The organism is Ningiella ruwaisensis (assembly GCF_004798935.1).
GTDB classification, from domain to species: domain Bacteria; phylum Pseudomonadota; class Gammaproteobacteria; order Enterobacterales; family Alteromonadaceae; genus Glaciecola; species Glaciecola ruwaisensis.
Window position 1 is genome coordinate 391,771 of the sequence record NZ_RAHT01000003.1, and the last position, 16,202, is coordinate 407,972.

Annotated in this window: 9 protein-coding genes; 3 read left to right on the forward strand and 6 right to left on the reverse strand. The window is 44.0% G+C overall.

All coding sequences use genetic code 11. The features are described 5' to 3' along the window. Positions 1-2: 2 nt before the first annotated feature. The 6 genes from D6V41_RS08120 to D6V41_RS08145 all read right to left on the reverse strand — a co-directional run bounded on the left by D6V41_RS08120 (position 3) and on the right by D6V41_RS08145 (position 11,112). Positions 3-2,975, reverse strand: coding sequence for a TonB-dependent receptor domain-containing protein (locus tag D6V41_RS08120; RefSeq protein ID WP_136250971.1), 2,973 nt, complete (start codon positions 2,973-2,975; stop codon positions 3-5). Positions 2,976-3,434: 459 nt separating this feature from the next. Further along, the gene (locus D6V41_RS08125; protein WP_136250972.1) at positions 3,435-3,644 is read right to left on the reverse strand and encodes a hypothetical protein; all 210 of its coding nucleotides are present in this window, start codon (positions 3,642-3,644) and stop codon (positions 3,435-3,437) included. 144 nt (positions 3,645-3,788) lie between these two features. Next, positions 3,789-5,528, reverse strand: a complete 1,740-nt coding sequence (gene ggt / locus D6V41_RS08130) for a gamma-glutamyltransferase (RefSeq protein ID WP_421907730.1) — start codon at positions 5,526-5,528, stop codon at positions 3,789-3,791. A 228-nt stretch (positions 5,529-5,756) separates the two neighbouring features. After that, entirely contained in the window at positions 5,757-7,724 is a 1,968-nt protein-coding gene (locus D6V41_RS08135) for an alkyl/aryl-sulfatase (protein ID WP_136250973.1), read from the reverse strand. Positions 7,725-7,882: 158 nt separating this feature from the next. After that, positions 7,883-9,250: a DUF1329 domain-containing protein gene (locus tag D6V41_RS08140; protein ID WP_136250974.1), complete on the reverse strand. Its 1,368-nt coding sequence runs from the start codon at positions 9,248-9,250 to the stop codon at positions 7,883-7,885. A 26-nt stretch (positions 9,251-9,276) separates the two neighbouring features. Next, positions 9,277-11,112, reverse strand: coding sequence for a DUF1302 domain-containing protein (locus D6V41_RS08145; protein WP_136250975.1), 1,836 nt, complete (start codon positions 11,110-11,112; stop codon positions 9,277-9,279). Positions 11,113-11,259: 147 nt separating this feature from the next. Here D6V41_RS08145 and D6V41_RS08150 point away from each other — a divergent pair, with 147 nt between their 5' ends. The 3 genes from D6V41_RS08150 to D6V41_RS08160 all read left to right on the forward strand — a co-directional run bounded on the left by D6V41_RS08150 (position 11,260) and on the right by D6V41_RS08160 (position 16,201). Beyond that, entirely contained in the window at positions 11,260-12,303 is a 1,044-nt protein-coding gene (locus D6V41_RS08150) for an AraC family transcriptional regulator (RefSeq protein ID WP_241664498.1), read from the forward strand. A 159-nt stretch (positions 12,304-12,462) separates the two neighbouring features. Continuing rightward, positions 12,463-13,827: a WD40/YVTN/BNR-like repeat-containing protein gene (locus D6V41_RS08155; protein ID WP_136250976.1), complete on the forward strand. Its 1,365-nt coding sequence runs from the start codon at positions 12,463-12,465 to the stop codon at positions 13,825-13,827. Between the two features lie 16 nt (positions 13,828-13,843). Continuing rightward, entirely contained in the window at positions 13,844-16,201 is a 2,358-nt protein-coding gene (locus D6V41_RS08160) for an efflux RND transporter permease subunit (protein WP_136250977.1), read from the forward strand. The last annotated feature ends 1 nt before the right edge of the window (position 16,202 follow it).

A 16,202-nucleotide genomic window follows, 5' to 3' on the forward strand; every position in this document is an offset into this window, starting at 1 on the left:
ATTTAGAAGTTATACGTTACATTTGCAAAGAATCGGCGTCCTCTCCAACCTGAATCATACTGTGAGAATCTTGCCGCATTTCCTAACTCAAAACCACTGGCCGAAATGACAGGTGGTGTATCGTCGAAAACGTTTGCCACACCAACAGTCACATCCAAGGCTTCATCAAAGAAAGATGTCGCAGCAGATACTGTGTGGTATGTCGTCCAAGGCGCTTCGTCAATAAACGTAACGGTTTCACCGTTAAGCGTTGTTTCGTTTGTTTCGCTCGCATAGTATTCGTAGTCGTTTGTTGAATCGAAATACTGCGCTGACCACTGAACAAAGTAGTCATCGTTCGACCAAGACAAACGGGCTATACCCACGTGCTTAGGATTACCGTTCTCACCAACAAGATTGTTCTCTGGGCTATCGCTAAACAGTAAAGCTTCACGCTCAATCTGCATCGTATGCTCTACGTCAAAGCGAATGGTACCAAAGTCAAAGTCTTGTTGATAAGTGAAGTTATAATCCACACCGCGCGCGATTTGCTGCGAGATATTGACGTAACCACCGTTTACACGCTCAATACCAAAGTCATTGTTGTCTGAACCGTCTCGACGTGTAAATAAGTCACACAGTGGCTCATTGGCAAAATCGATAGAGTTATAACAACGGCTGATGATATCCGCTCCGCCTAAGACCGCCACTTCATCTTGAATTTCAATTTTGAAGTAGTCGATTGAGAAAGCGAAGGTATCTTCAGGGCTGGTGAAAACAAAACCAAGGCTTTCAGATACGGACGTTTCAGCTTCCAGACGACCTGCACCACCGCTGGTTACAAGCGTCGCAGTGCTTCCAGCAATGGTGTAATCGGCAGGTATTCCATCTGCTTGACAGTTTTCGAACACGGTGTCAGTAATGTCGCCAGCTTCAAACGCGTTTACGTAATCAAAGCATGGATCGAGTGCTATTTGTCCACCAAAACCTGTTTGCTCAGCTAGGAACAATTCAAATAAGGCTGGTGCGCGGAATGATGTACCACGGCTTGCACGAATTGCATAGCCATCAGTGATTGTCCAGTTTGCACCGAGTTTGAACGTAGTATCAGAACCGTAAGTATCAACATCGGTGTAACGCCCAGACGCAGTTAAATCCAAAGTTTCAATACCTTTTAAACCTTCAAGCAAAGGAACACGAAGTTCGCCGAAAACCGCTCGAGACGTTTGCGCACCAGCTGTTATGCCCGCGCCAGTAAGGCCCCATGAATTTTCGTCAAGAGTCACTTGTCCAGGGACATCGTTAATTTCATCACGCTGCCATTGAACACCAACCGCTGTTGCTACTTCACCTGCTGGTAATTCGAATAAATCGCCAGTGATAAATGCTTCAAAAGTTTGTTGCTTATACGTAGTGTTACCAATGTCTTCGCCAAACAGGAAGTTGTTTTGCGCGTCAGTACGGTTACCGAACAGGAAGTTAGGATCTGTCCAGTTAATATCAACACACTCTCTTCCGCTAAACTCAGTGACCTCACCCGAACATGTTACGTTGTTGCGAAGGTTAAGTTGCGACATGATCATAGAGTCCTGGAAAATAACTTCTTGAGCATACTCACCACTACTATGGCTTTGCTGATAAGAAGCTTCCCACGACCAGAAGCCGATATCACCAGATAAACCGACAACGCCGCGAGTGTAATCTACAGTTGTTTCTGAACTGAAGTGGTCAGTAAGTGCAACCGGAAGCAAGAAACCGTCGCCAGAGAAGCCAAATTCTTCAAATACAGAGGCAGGTTGGAAACCAATATCTGCAATCCAGAACTGACGATAGTTATCAATTTCTGTTTGACGACGACTGTGGATTAACTCTGCAAACATGGTAATGTCTTCGGTCAACTTATAGTCACCAGTGGCAAAAATAGATGCATTCGTTTCTTCCGGGATAACTGTTTCTGCAGCTAAGTAAGGGTGTCTTAGGTTCCACCAACCTTCAGAGGCATAGTCATCGCGGAAAGAAACTGGATACCAACCGCCCGGCGCACGAAAATCAGTAACGTTGCGAGGAGAATTGTTAATATCGTCATATCCATTAGCGGCAAAAAAACCATCGTAGTCAAATGCAGCCTGCAAGCTACCGCCGAAAGCATTCGATACACCACCTGCTAACCAAATACCATAGCCAGCCTCTGAACAGTGAGGACGACCAGTACGCGGGTCGATAGGATCTGCACGGGTACCATCGGCGTTAAATTGTAAACGCTCAGTACAATTAAAGAAGTTTCGGTCGCCACGGGCAAGTTTATTTACTTTTTCGTAGTCTACGGTAACGCGGAATGAACCATCTGCGTATTCTTCACCAAAAGTACCGTTAATACGGAAAGTTTCACCACCAGATTCTTCGGGAGCGCTTACGTCTACGTTAATATTTTTATCATCACCCTTTCTAAGGATAATGTTTACAACACCTGCGACGGCGTCAGAACCGTATAGTGCAGATGCACCGTCTTTCAAGATTTCGATACGCTCAATCGCGCTGATAGGAATACTGTTTAAGTCAAAGGCTGCGACCTGTCCACGCACACCAGCTGGCCCTGCTCGGCGACCGTTTACAAGTACGAGTGTTCTGTTTGCGCCAAGACCACGAAGTGATACTGACTCAGCGCCTGCACCGCCTGCAGTTACAAAGCCCACACCCAAAGCAGCAGTAAGCTGACTTGCACCAGCCGCAGCGGTACTGGTTCTAAGTAATTCACCTAAGGTTTGAACACCTTCAAACTTAGCAGCATCAACCGAAATGATATCGATCGGATTTTCGTTTGCGAATGCATCAGTACGAATACGAGAACCAACAACTTGAATACGTTCGGCTACTTCAGTTGCGCCCTCTTCGGTTTCTGTCTCTTGTGCTTGCAAGCTAGTGGTGGATACTGCAGACATACCCATCGCGAGCAAAATGCCAAGCGTTATCTGATTCTTTCTAGTTTTTGTTTTCATTAATAAGTTCCCAATATCGACTAAAACCATACGAATATTTGTTAAATAAATGTTGGCCAGATATCTGTGATTATTTTTATTAATAGAACGTTTATTGATAAATGACTTGTGTATTTTAACGTGAGGTAATTTACTAATACGATTGCCAAACGCGTCAACACTCGCCCTAATAAAACCCGGTTTTAATACGTGTAAATCCGTTCAACGTCCCGTAAGCATAGAATTAATTTCTACGTGCCCGATAAATTTAATGAAATTTGGTAAGAAGTCAATGATTGAGAAAGTTAGAAGTGAACTTTATTTAAAATACACTGTCAGAATTCGTTCGTCATTATTTCCAGTAAGAGCGTCCAATAAGAAACTGTTAGTGAAAGCCCATTTTCGATATTGACTCATTCTGATAAGAATTTACATAAGACTCTGACAGTGCAGTATACCTACATCAAATGATTAAACGCTTTAGATACGATTGTTTGAAGGGCCGCGATACACATATTGATTTTGATTATTCGGATGCCGATGATGATTAAAATCCAAAATCGAAGGTGTTGCGCTACCCGGATCGTAGTGTCCCGCTCCAGAAATGAACGCTAAGTTTTCGTCATTTATGACACATTTTTTGTTAGTTTTTTGTAAATCAGAATTTACATTTTTAGTTAATTTAAGCATTTTCGCTCCTTGAAAAATTAATGTTTTAAGATTGCTGTCATCGTTCAGCTAAAATGCAGACCCATAAAATGAGCGCTTGGCTTTCTAGATATCAGATGACAAATCAACAATAACTTAAAATCAGAAGAATGAAACCTGCTCTTCCTACTTGTTATTCGGCTTAACTAACGCCTTTCCGCGACCGTTGCTTTCCGAAGCAGCTTCTAACTTGCCATCGCGTTGAATAACCACATGCACATCGCCAAAGCGGCTTTCGCGGGTGGTATAGCCCATGGCCTGCAATTCAGCGATGACCTCTTCTGACAAACCCTGATGATGGCGAATTTCGTCTTCGGGTAGCAATTGATGATGAAAACGCGGCGCATCCACTACCGTTTGAACTGGTAAATCAAATTCAAGTGCATGCAAAATACTTAAATAGACCGACGACAATATGGTTGTGCCACCCGGGGAGCCGGTCACCATTTTTAATTTATCATTGTGTAAAACAATGGTAGGTGTCATTGAACTTAGCATGCGCTTATTAGGCTGAATCTCATTAGCCTTTCCGCCAATTGCCCCAAAGTAATTGGGAACGCCCGCTTTTGCGCTAAAATCATCCATCTCATCATTAAGCAAGAAGCCAGCGCCTTCTACCACCATTCCGCTTCCAAACCCTAAATTAATAGTGGTTGTATTAGAAACAGCATTCCCGAATTTATCCACTATAGAAAAATGAGTTGTTTGTTCACTCTCGTCCAAGCCGGCTTGTATGGAGTCGGTAGCAGAAATAGCATCAAGACGAATATCTTGAGCGCGGTTCTCCAAATAGCTTTGCGCGAGCAAATCCTGGCGCGGTACTTCATAAAAATCCGGATCGCCCAAATATTCAGCTCTATCAGCAAAAACCCGCTTTCCTATTTCAGACAGCACATGAATATAGGGAGCACTGTTGTGCGAAAACTCGATATTTTGATTACGTTTAACAATATCGTACATGCGCAACCACTGGGATACGGCAATCCCGCCAGAGCTGGGCGGTGCTGCGCTCACAAGTTGATATTCTCGCCAATTCGATATGACAGGTTCGCGCCATTTTGCTTTATACTTTGCTAAATCATCGCGAGTAATGAGCCCGCCATGTTTTTGCATAAATGCATGAATAAGACTGGCTGTCTCTCCTTTGTAAAAACCGTCTGGGCCCTGGTTTTGAATGCGCTCAAGTGTATTTGCTAATTCTGCTTGCCGGAACACTTTGCCACTTTCCAATTCGCTAAAGTAATCAGCACAGTTCACGTCGAGCTGTCGCTTTTCTATTCTTTCTAAATAGCGCTTCACGTTGTTGGCGAGTTTTTCAGGTACAACAAATCCGTTTCTTGCTAATCTAACAGCAGGAGCTACAAGCTCAGCCCAGGGAAGCGAGCCATATCTTTGATGCGCTTTATGCATGCCAGACACGGTCCCCGGAACGCCAGAGGCTAGTATGCCAAACAGCGATTCCATGCGTTTTACATTTCCTTGCTCGTCGAGGTACATATCTCGATGAGCAGCTTGAGGGGCTGTTTCACGATAATCAATAAAGGTGTTTTCGCTGCCTTGTCCATCTCTGTTTTCAAAATGTACCACCATAAAGCCACCGCCACCGATATTCCCAGCTTCTGGCAGTGTTACCGCTAAAGCAAATTGCGCAGCGATGGCCGCATCAACAGCATTGCCGCCTTTATCGAGTATTTCCATCGCTACGTTTGCAGAAAAGCGGTCTGGCATGGCAACGGCTTGCTGCCGAAGACTTTGTTCAGTTTGATTACCTGCAAGCTGGTCGGTGTTTGAGCAGGCAATTAGAGAAATACAAAATGTAAGAAGACAGGTGAGATAAAGTGAATGCATTCGAGTGGTATTTTTCATACGTTTTATATCAACTCTTTATAAAAAGATGCCTGAAAGGAGAGCATTTTGTTCATTTGCACGTGTTCATAGTCTGCGTCAAAATTCTTGGTAGATCAAAGTCAAAACTCGTTTTATGTAAAGAATCTATCAAGTCAGCTGAAAATAAGAGCTGAAAAAAAAAGAGAGCATTAAGCTACGCTTTGATGCTCTCTTTAACTTTGGTTAAGTGTTTTTCCGCAAAATCGATTAGGGCGTTACAATATCGAACCAAAAAGGAAATTCTTCTGTTAGTTGCAACAACGAGGTAAATGCGCCTTGTTCACCATCAAATGTCACTTTGCCCTCTGAAATTAAATCGCCTAAAGATTTAGCTTTCATTAACATCAAGTCTAAATCGCGTCGGTTCATCGTCACGGTCACGTCGGCATCTTTCGCTTGGATTCCCTTGATATTGTTCAAATGTGCATTTTCTAATTCCAGCAAGTAACGCGTATTTTCATCTGGAAAAACAATATTGATTTTGAGGGATTTACCAAGCGCTTTCTGTGCATTTAAGCGAACCCCTAGAAAGTCAAAAATGAGCCCCGAGTCCATGGCTCTGATCATGTCAGGCCCGGCTTGAACAGCATCGACCTGCTCTGGCTTGCCAAAGCGCAATTCATAAGCGCCCGCCAAATAAGTATTCCGCCAGCCCGCGCTTTCGGACTGATAACCCATTTGTTCAAACATATCTGCTTGTAATAATCTAGCACTCTGATTATCTGGCTCAGCGAATACTAAATGATTCAGTAACTCAGCACCCCAGCGATAGTCACCTGCATTGTAAGCTTCTCTGGCAAGCTTCAAGAGTGCTTCAGAACCGCCCATCGCTTTCACATAACGCGGGGCCGAATCGGCAGGACTTAATTTGTTTAAATTAGCCGGGTTCATATCAAAAAAGCCTAAGTATTTATTGATAATTCCGCGAACATTGTGTGAGTAGGACCCATGATATCCGCGGTTATACCACTCATGAGAGAGTACATCGGGTACTTCTAGTTCGTTGTGAATTTCATTGATTGTCACGCCTTGATTAGCTAAATGTAAGGTTTGGTCGTGCAGGTAGCCGTAAAGATCGCGCTGCTTTTTTAGCACTTCAAGTAAATACTCATTTCCCCAGCGAGGCCAGGAATGAGAAGCGAATAATAGCTGCGCATCCTTTGCATATTTATGAATCACCTCGTTAATATATTTACTCCATCCTAAGGCATCTCTTACCTGAGCACCACGAAGCGTATACACATTATGCAAGGCACCAATGACGTTTTCAGCTGCCCAGAAGGCTTTATACTGTGGCAAGTAAGTGTTCATTTCAGACGGCGATTCGGTGTTTGGCGTATTTTGAAACACCATTTTCACCCCATCAATGATTAAGGTCTCTTCGTCTTCTTCGATGACTTTGCTTGGAGCAATCAGTCCAATAAATCCATTGGAAATACCTTTTCCAATGGCGGCATCTACTTGTCCTTTTGGTCCCTTGGGAAGGGCATTCCCATATTGATATGTGGCTCGGCGCGTCATCGCATTGCCGGCAAGCACATTTTCTTTAATAGCATGATCCATAAAATCACGCGGCGCAATAATCTGCACTTCGCCGTTGTCTACCTGAGCCTGACTCACAATCCCTTTTATTCCACCAAAATGATCTGCATGGGCATGACTATAAATGACGGCTTTAATTGGAAATTCGCCGAGTTCTTCGGTCACAAGCGCAAACGCAGCTTTTGCAGTAGCAGGAGTCAGCATTGTATCGAACACTATCCAACCACTGTCGCCTTTTACAAAGGTCATATTTGCAAGGTCATAGCCGCGCACCTGATAAATGTTTTCGGTGACTCTGTACAAACCATAATGCATATTAAGTTTTGCTTGGCGAAGCAGACTAGGGTGAATCGTATCGATGGGTTCGTCTGTCATCAAAAAATTATAATTTCCCAATTCCCAAACAACCTTGCCATTTTCATCCTTGATAGTCACTTCATCAGGCCGTTTGATGAGTCCTTTCTCAGCTAATTCAAAGTCTCGCCTGTCTTCAAAAGGTAAGGCTTCTAAAATAGACTGCTGAAAAGCTTTTGTTGACGCAGATGCATCCTTTGATGTGGTATCAGCAAGACTCGAAAAATGCGCAGTAAAAAGCACAGTGAGTGAGAAGATACCTAAAATTCTGTAAGACATGAAAATGTGTCCTCATATTGATTGAGTCGCATGTAAAAATGTATGCCAAAAAGTAAGATTTGCGCAAAGTACTGCGCAAATCATTACAATGGCGACTGTATATTTTTACCTCTTTTTCAAACTCCTGACTAAATAAAACCCAATAATACTAAATAGGCCTAACGACCCAGACGTCTAAGCGCTGACGATGAAAAGTCCCGTCTGTCAGCTTCTTTACCCCAAGTCATAAACCGTGGCTCTTCATTGGATAAGCCCGTTACCAAATAACGTCCGGAATTTAAGTCATGTAGGGATTCTGCAACCATCCAGGGTGTTTCAACATCATAAAACATGACATTATGCGCTTCTGATACGCGCCACAATTCGCCGCGACCATCGTAATGGTCAATAACAGAGGCGCCCCAGGTATCTTCGTCTATAAAGAAAACACGTTTGGCATAAATATGGCGGGCATCATCTTTCAAGGTAGCCTCTACTTGCCAAACACGATGTAACTCATAACGTAAATATTCAGGGTTCAAATGCCCCTGCATGACGATATCGTCGTAAGAAGCGTCCGTATCCAGAAGCAAGTATGAATTGTAGGGAATATACATTTCTTTTTTGCCAACCAGTTTCCAATCGTAACGATCAGGTGCGCCATTGTACATATCGTAATTATCAGCGGTTCGAAGTCCGTCAGTACCAGCGGCTGGTCCATCGTAGGCCACGTTAGGCGCACGGCGAACCCGTCTCTGTCCGGCGTTATAAACCCATGCGCGGCGAGCTTCTTTAACCTGATCAATCGTTTCATGCACCAAAAGAGCGGTTCCGGTTAATCGCGCCGGGGCGGTAATTAGCTGCAGATAATAAAATAATACATTATCGTCAGCTTCATCCCGTCCGCCTTCCAAAAATTCTGGCCAAACTAACTGATCCTGCATTTTTACTTCGACGAATGAACCATCACTTTGAACAGGGATGGCAGTAAACATACGTTCGGCTGAGCCACCTCTGTAGCGGGTGATATGGTTCCATATTATTTCCAATGCAGAATCTGGTATAGGAAAGGGAATTGTGGTGTCAAAATTAGTTAATCCATTGCCACCTTGAATCAGTTCGGCAGTGGTTGCATTCTTTTTAATCACATCATACATGGCTTGAGGATAAGCGGCCGTGCGACGCGTTTGGTAAACAGGCATCGCATAGCTTGGGTATTTTTCAAACATGGCAATTTGGCCAGGGCTTAAATTATCCTTATACTCATCTAAATTGTCATGCGTGATAGTAAAAAGTGGTTTATCGTCAGGAAAAGGATTATCCGGGCGGCCCGGATCATCGCTTTTCAACTGTGCGTTTGCGGTTAGTCCGCCGGTCCATTCAGGAATTGTACCGGCAGCATTACCGGCTTTTTCGGCGCCTATTGGGGTCAGTTCTTTGCCTAATTTTGCGGCCTCCTCTTCGCTGATTTTTGCCAACACAGGGCTGCTTAGCATGGCGCACGTAAGAGAAATAAATAGCGTTTGAGATAGTTTTGATAAAGTCATAATCTGCTCCTTTGGGTACGACATGATTAATAAGACATTGCGAGGCTGAGTGACAAAAAGTCTTTGTCCTCTAGAATATTGTGGCTACCACCGCTAAAGGCACGATAACCCAGCGTTACGCTATATTTTTGTTGATAGAGTGCTTCAAGCGAAACACCAAATGATTTTCGACCTTCGTGAAATTGTTGTCCGGGTTCAGGTGAATAACCGTTTACATCGTGCTGCCAGTCAATGGTAGGTTTTAGTGAGATACCGGCAAATACATTTGAATAATCCAAGCTTGCTCTAAGCCGATAACCCCACGCAGATTCAGTTACATAGCCATCGCTTCTGCAATCAGAGCCGATCGCGCCGGCGGCTACAAGATTTTCACAGTTAATTCCGTTACCTGCATCGAAATCCCCCACCCCAAATACCGCATTTCGGCCATATAGCTGATTGGAATCAGCGATGCCGTCGGTCAAAATGATTCCAGCTTCACCAATAAGAGTTAAACGTGATGCACCTAACACCCGCTCAAAGAAGTTGAGCGTGGTGATTTGCATCTGAGTTACGTCAAATTCATCCCAACCTTGCACTTCTTCGCCAAAGCCTACTGCTTGAACGCGTGAAGTGAATCTGAAAAACGGTTGTTCAGAAAGTACGCCATTGAGTATTTCAGGTCCGCTTATCTGAATAGGTGTATCGGGTTTGTAAGAAATTTCTCCTGATACTGCGGTACCTTTTATATTGGTCGCAAAACTTGCACCAAAATACTTTAGATCTTCAGGAAATACGATTCGATATGCGGGGTTCAGCGCTGAGAGACTGTTATCTGGCGTTGGATCTAATGCGGCAGGAATAAATACCTGAGTCACACCCGGTACGCTTAAAGTCTGCGTTCTTATAGCGTTAATCAGCGGTAAACGCGAGTGGATGTTCATATAGTACAAACCGAACTCAGTATCATTTAGTTCAGCTGCATAATAGCGCAGGCCTATACCATACTGACCGCCATCATCTGGCTCCTCGTCAGGCTGTCGCTGCGCAAAAAAACCACCGGCAAGTGCTTGTTGGTCAGGGAGCGCAATTGTAACAGCAAAGCATCCATCGGCCGCAAAATCGGCAGCAGAAAAATAGGTACCACAACCGTCAATCTGCGTTTTCTCCCACTCGTATTGATAAAAAGCTTCTAGTGTGAGGTTTTCTGTTACTCCGGCGTTTACATACGCCATACCAACAGGTAGCAAACCTTCTTTAAGCTCTGCGCCAGGTCGTCTCAGCGCGTTCACATCAAATGGGTTAATCGAGCTAAGACCGCCCTGTATGAAAGTGCTTTCTCCCCAACTTACCACTTGGCGCCCTAAACGAAAATCAACCGGTGCATCGCCGATATCGGTGCCAATAAAAAAATAGGCATCCATAATCTCTAAACCTGAAAACTGGGCAAAGGTAGCAAAATCGTCATCATTTAAAGGCGCGCCTGGCTGGTAAGCGTTTGGTGAATGTCCGTGAGGCCGAGACTCGTCTTTAAGTTCTTTGTCGTACCAATATTTGACTCGAGTAAAGATACCCCAATTATCTTTTGTTAACTGAATGTCGTGCAAGCCTTTGACGATTTTGGAAAAAGTTTCTCCCTCCTCAAAGTTTAAGTTTCCATCATCGGTCGTTGCAGTGGCTCCTTCGCCTCCATTTAATGTGGAGATAAAACGCGGGTTCGCCTCATCGAGTCGCCAGCTTGCTCCAACAGATATTTGAGAGGTGATTTGCAAATGAATATCGTCATTTTCGCCAAAATAAAAATCAGCAGCTTGCGCTGATGAAACGTATAAAGCTGAAACGATTGCCGCCCCAAGTAATTTTTTCCGATGTTGTGTGCGCATATGTTTTCTCATTATCAGGTTGGTAACAATTAATTAACACTGTTAACATACCTGTGAATCTTCAAAAGGTGTTTACCTGAATGCGCCAATCTGTTGTCATTTCGTGCAAAGCTCCTATAATCAGGAGGATAGAAGAGGTTGATTAGGGTGTTTGAGCAAGTGAGTGAATATTATTCAGCATTAAGCGGTTGGCTCATTCCTTTTTCGCGCGCAATGGAAGATAACGGAATTGATGTCAATACAGCGTTAGCTGAATGCGATATCGTACCTTCGGTAATGGCGGACCAAGAATCGCGACTTGCTGCAGACAAATTTGCGCAACTCGTACAGTACGCGAATAATAAGCTAGGCAGAAAAGACTTTGCAATTTTAGTTGCCAAACAATTCTATCCAAGCATGTTCCATGCGCTAGGCTACGCCATGATGTCTTCAGTTTCTCTGCATGATGCACTTGAACGTATTGCCCGATACAAACGAGTAGTATCTAACACTTGTACATTAAACGTAGAAGAGGTGTCCAGTGAACTGCGTTTCAGTATGAACGTAGCGACCTACGAGGATTCTGGGCGTCCAGTGCTTGATATATGTCTGGTTGAGATTTTTCTGGGCACCATTGTTACATTCTCGCGTGAACTGGTCGGCAAGCAAATATCGCCATTGTCTGTTCACTTTGCTTCTCCGGCATCAGCGCATGATGATGAGAAATTACGCGCGTTTTTCGGGTGCGATATCTATTACGATGCACAACAACATCATATGGTGTTTTCTCGCGAGGTCGCTGATAAAAAATTGTTGGTGGGTAATACGCTGATCACACAAGTGCATGAAAAAATGCTCGATGATCTATTGAGTCGAATAGATCGCTCAGACCTCATTTACTTGGTTAAGAAGAAAATTTATGACGCTTTGCCCATGGGGGCACCGTCGCAAAATCAGGTTGCCCAGGATTTAGGCATGAGCTTGCGAAATCTGCAGCGTAAATTAGGCGAACGCGGAACCAGCTATAAGGAGCTTTTGGAAACCACCCGCAAAAAACTGGCGATCGAATATATGCAACAGCATCATCTCTCATTTAGCGAGATTGGTTATTTGGTAGGCTTTTCAAGCGTGGGCAATTTTAACAGAGCTTTTAAACGATGGACAAATCTTACGCCCGGTGAATACAGACAAACTGAATTAAGCCCAAATTAAAGCGGGTTTGCCCTTTCGGATCAGTAATCTAGCTGCTTAATAAATAAACATCATTTTAACAAAATGATTACAAAGATAAGCTTTTGGCATGTTCGAATAAAAGCTTTTTAACATTTCTGATAAATAATGCCCTCATACATCATAATAAATGCAATGAGTATGACGGCAATCAAACAGCGCAGAAACGTTTTAAATCAGGCTCCAGTTAAACGGGCGCTCGGCGCACGCACAGAACAGCGCGCGCTACTCCTAATTCTGTGTATCGTTATCGGATGCATAACAACATATTCTGCCAATGCAGACAGTGTCGAGCCCTCAAATATTGATGGTACACAAACGCCGTCAAAGCTTGATTTGCTCAATACACCCTCTGTTGAAAGCGAACTCGCTACTGATGGAGTGCTCCTGGCGCTTCAGCAAGGCAAGGACAGCATTATTGCGGTAGGGGAGCGAGGGCATATCGTCAATTGGCAGGACCAAGAAAACTGGCTTCAGGAAATTTCACCTGTCGCTGTAACCTTAACTGATATCACTCAACTGCCAGATCAAAGCTTTATCGCCGTAGGGCACGATGGAGCGATAATCAAAAGAGAGCCTTCAGTTCAAACCGTCAATCCCAACGATATAGATGGCATAAGCTTGACTTCAAGCTGGCGGAAAGTGTTTGATGGCTATGCACTTAATGAACTGCTTATTCAAAGCCTTGAACGTCAACTCACCCTTGCTCAAGCTCGACTGGATGATTTGTTAGATAACAAATTATCAGACAAAAATACTTCAGACGAAGTTGATATCTACGATTTAGAATACTTTATAGAAGACCTGCATTTTGCCATTGAAGACGCAGAGCTTGAAAAAGCACAAGGGCCAAACAAACCTCTGTTGGGCGTTGCTGCAACGCAAGACAAAGTTTTTGCGGTGGGTGCATATGGTATATTGCTTGTGAGTCAGGACAATGGTGAGACATGGTCATTTGAAAGTCAGTTGCTAGACAATCCAGATAAATTTCATCTTAATGATGTAGTCACTACCGAAGATGGTCACGTGTTTATCGTCGGAGAAAACGGACTTGGATTTGTGTCTGACAATAACGGTATTAGCTTTGAAACAATGCAGATGCCTTACTCAGGCTCTTACTTTGGCATTGCAAAGGCTTCTGATTCGAAATATCTGCTTGCTTATGGCTTAAAAGGTAATATTGCTCTAAGCCAAGATCACGGCCAAACGTGGCGTTCGCTTAAAAGTCCAACGCAAATTTCTATACTTGGCGGCTTTATTGACGGTCAACAAACTGCTTATCTGGTCGGTCACGCAGGAGTGCTCCTTCACTTTTCACTTAACACGCCAGAGCAGATAACGGTAAAAAGGCACCCTTCTGGCGCAAGCCTAGCCGCAGCTTCTTACAGCAGAAATACCAACACAGACAATCGCGCTAGTGAACAAGGTGATACGCAGCTAATTGTGGTTGGTCAGTATGGTATTGATCGTATCCACATTCGTTCAACAAACGCGCAAGCGGATTAGGAGAAAAGGAACTATTATGTCGCAGTCTATTCCCAATTCTGAACGCGTAATTGAGCGCTTTATCTTTAGCCACCGCCGCAGCATATTGGCCTTGTGTATGCTAATTTTTGCCTATCTGGCATTTCAGGCTACCCAGGTGAAACCGGAAGCCAGTTTTAGCAAAATGGTGCCGAGTAATCATCCCTTTATCCAAAATTACCTCGATTATGAAAAAGAACTTGCAGATTTAGGCAATGTCGTGCGCATTGTAGTAGAAGCCAAGAAAGGCGATATCTTCGATGCCGAATTTCAAAATACGCTTAAGCAAGTGACAGACGAAGTTTTTTATATTCCCGGCGTAAATCGAGATGGACTTAAAAGCCTGTGGACGCCAAATGTTCGTTGGCAAGAGGTCACTGAAGAAGGCTTTGTAGGTGGCACCGTGGTACCCGATGGTTATGACGGTTCTGACGCGATGATTGAGCGCCTAAAAGCCAATGTGTTTAAATCCGGCCAAGTCGGTATTCTGGTTGGAAATGATTATCGCTCGGCAATCGTTCTGGCACCTCTTCAGGAAGCACACCCTGAAACAGGTTTGCCCTTAGATTATAAGGCGCTGTCTGATGCGCTTGAAGAAAATGTTCGCGATAAGTTTTCAAGCGAAGATATATCCATTCGCATTGTTGGATTTGCAAAAGTCATTGGGGACTTAATCGAAGGCGCAAAGCAAATCGTTGGCTTTTTCTTATTGGCGGTACTGATCACTTTCGTTTTACTCTATCTGTATTCGCGTTGTATCAAAAGTACAATTGCCGTGCTGGCGTTCTCTATATGCGCCGTTATTTGCCAGTTGGGACTTTTAAATTTGCTTGGCTACGGTATCAACCCCTATTCGATGTTGGTACCCTTTTTGGTCTTCGCTATTGGCGTCAGTCATGGCGTACAGATCATCAACTCTATTATTCATCATGTCGCCAGCGGTTGTAAAAAGTTAGAGGCGTCTAAACTGGCGTTTAGGTCACTTTATGTAGCAGGAATGACTGCACTAGTCAGTGATGCCATAGGCTTCACAACTTTGATGGTGATTGATATTGGTGTAATCAGAGAGCTGGCAATTGCCGCAAGTGTTGGGGTGGCGGTCATCATAGTAACTAATCTGGTGGTGCTCCCTATCGTTATGAGCTATGTGGGTGTGCAGCAATCAAGCAGTGAGCGCATCAGACAACATCGCAATGAAGCGCACCCTGTTTTAAAACAATTTGCAGAATTCGCAAGGGCACCGCGCGCTATGGTTGCGCTGATTATTGCTGCCTTGCTAACCACAGGCGGACTCTACCTGTCGCAATTCCTGAAGATTGGTGATTTAGATGCAGGTGCGCCAGAACTTAGAGCCGGCTCTCGCTATAACCTCGATAATGCATATGTGGTAGAAAACTACAGTACCAGTACCGATGTATTTGTCGTCATGGGAACGACTGCTCCCGATACCTGCATTAACTATGAAAATCTGGTGTGGATTGACAAATTGCAGTGGCAACTTCGGAATCTGCAAGGTGTTCAGGATGTGAAATCTGTTGCGGATGTATCAAAGTTTGGCATTTTTGGCATGAACGAGGGTAGCCTCAAATGGTTTGGTTTAAACAGGAATCAATTTCTTACCAACGCTTCAATATCAAAAGCGCCCCCGGGGCTTATCAATCAAGACTGCAGTATGGTACCGATTTTAGTTTATCTAGATGACCATAAAGCAGATACCTTAGAGCGTGTTGTGAGTAGTGTACAAGCCTTCAAGCAAACGCACGCAAATGCACCGGTGAAATTTTTATTGGCAGCAGGCAACTCAGGCATTGAGGCAGCCACCAATATCGTGATTGAAGATGCGCAGTTTGAAATGCTGATATGGGTTTATTCAGTCGTTATCGCTCTTTGTTTAATTACCTTCCGCTCTGTACGTACTGTTATTGCCATTATTTTGCCCTTAATGCTCACTTCACTGCTCAGTCAGGCTTTAATGGTCATGCTAGGTATTGGCGTAAAAGTCGCCACCTTACCTGTGATTGCTCTGGGGGTTGGCATTGGCGTTGATTACGGTATTTACATCTTTTCAAAAGTCCAGGAAGCCTTGCGTCAGCATAAGCCACTTTATGCATGCTATTTGTATGCCCTTGACCAAACCGGCAAAGCGGTTGCGTTCACAGGAGTTACGCTTGCCATTGGTGTAGCGACATGGGTGTTTTCACCCATTAAATTCCAATCTGATATGGGCTTGTTACTCACCTTCATGTTTATTTGGAATATGTTGGGCGCCCTGACGCTTATTCCCGCCATCGCTTGGTTACTGCGAATTGGTAAAGCAAATGACTCAATAGCAAGCAGCTCTGAAAAGAGTGTTTAGG

Excerpts from the sequence above, each read along its gene's own strand:
- D6V41_RS08160 (WP_136250977.1), top strand. The coding sequence starts at position 13,844 with ATGTCGCAGTCTATTCCCAATTCTGAACGCGTAATTGAGCGCTTTATC.
- D6V41_RS08155 (WP_136250976.1), top strand. The coding sequence starts at position 12,463 with ATGACGGCAATCAAACAGCGCAGAAACGTTTTAAATCAGGCTCCAGTT.
- D6V41_RS08125 (WP_136250972.1), bottom strand. The coding sequence starts at position 3,644 with ATGCTTAAATTAACTAAAAATGTAAATTCTGATTTACAAAAAACTAAC.
- D6V41_RS08135 (WP_136250973.1), bottom strand. The coding sequence starts at position 7,724 with ATGTCTTACAGAATTTTAGGTATCTTCTCACTCACTGTGCTTTTTACT.
- ggt (WP_421907730.1), bottom strand. The coding sequence starts at position 5,528 with ATGAAAAATACCACTCGAATGCATTCACTTTATCTCACCTGTCTTCTT.
- D6V41_RS08120 (WP_136250971.1), bottom strand. The coding sequence starts at position 2,975 with ATGAAAACAAAAACTAGAAAGAATCAGATAACGCTTGGCATTTTGCTC.
- D6V41_RS08145 (WP_136250975.1), bottom strand. The coding sequence starts at position 11,112 with ATGCGCACACAACATCGGAAAAAATTACTTGGGGCGGCAATCGTTTCA.
- D6V41_RS08140 (WP_136250974.1), bottom strand. The coding sequence starts at position 9,250 with ATGACTTTATCAAAACTATCTCAAACGCTATTTATTTCTCTTACGTGC.